Annotated in this window: 2 protein-coding genes; one reads left to right on the top strand and one right to left on the bottom strand. The window is 58.7% G+C overall.

Annotated features, from left to right (window positions below; genetic code table 11):
* On the top strand, positions 1–474 hold a 474-nt coding region (locus ACR0C6_RS21815; protein WP_480621248.1), incomplete at its 5' end, for a GatB/YqeY domain-containing protein.
* A gap of 21 nt (positions 475–495) precedes the next feature.
* Here ACR0C6_RS21815 and ACR0C6_RS21810 read toward each other — a convergent pair.
* The coding region (locus tag ACR0C6_RS21810; RefSeq protein ID WP_480621246.1) for a DUF2244 domain-containing protein at positions 496–685 on the bottom strand (190 nt) is incomplete at its 5' end.

Genomic DNA, 685 nt, shown 5'->3' with positions numbered 1-685 from the left:
TCACGGGTGAATGCCGCCCTGAAGCAAGCAATGAAAGACAAAGCAGCCGAGCGTCTGTCGACGCTGCGGTTGATCAACGCCGCCATCAAAGACCGCGACATCGCGGCACGTGCGTCCGAAAATGAAGAAGCAAAGGGATGCAGCGTCGCAGAGGTTCTTGAAATCCTTGGTAAAATGACCAAGCAGCGCAAGGAAAGCGCCCGCGCCTACGAAGAGGGCGGTCGCCTGGATCTGGCCGAACGCGAGATTCGCGAAGTCGAGGTGATCGAGGAATTTCTGCCCAAACAGCTGGATGACGATGAGGTCAGCAAGGCCATTCAAACCGCCATCACGGCAACCGGCGCGGGTTCGATCCGCGATATGGGCAAGGTGATGGGCGAGTTGAAAACGCGCTATACCGGCCAGATGGATTTCGGCAAGGTCGGTCCTATGGTCAAGGATCACCTGTGCGCAGCCTCAAACGGAGATTGCTGAGGCACTGGGCCTCGGAAAACATTACTGCGCGACCGGCTCGCGCAGTCTTAGGACCAGCTCGTCATAAAGCGTGATCCGCTCATCTTCGGACAGAAACGCCCCGATTTCGACCTCGCGCCCGTCTCCGACAAGGGTGACATAATGCGGAACCGGGCCGCCTTTCTCGTGCATCGCGGGCCGCGCCCAATAGCGGTTGCAAGACCATTCGTGC

This window comes from Ruegeria sp. AL12, assembly GCF_056540885.1.
Note: the sequence above shows the minus strand (reverse complement) of the source record. Positions and strands in the feature narration are given on the sequence as shown.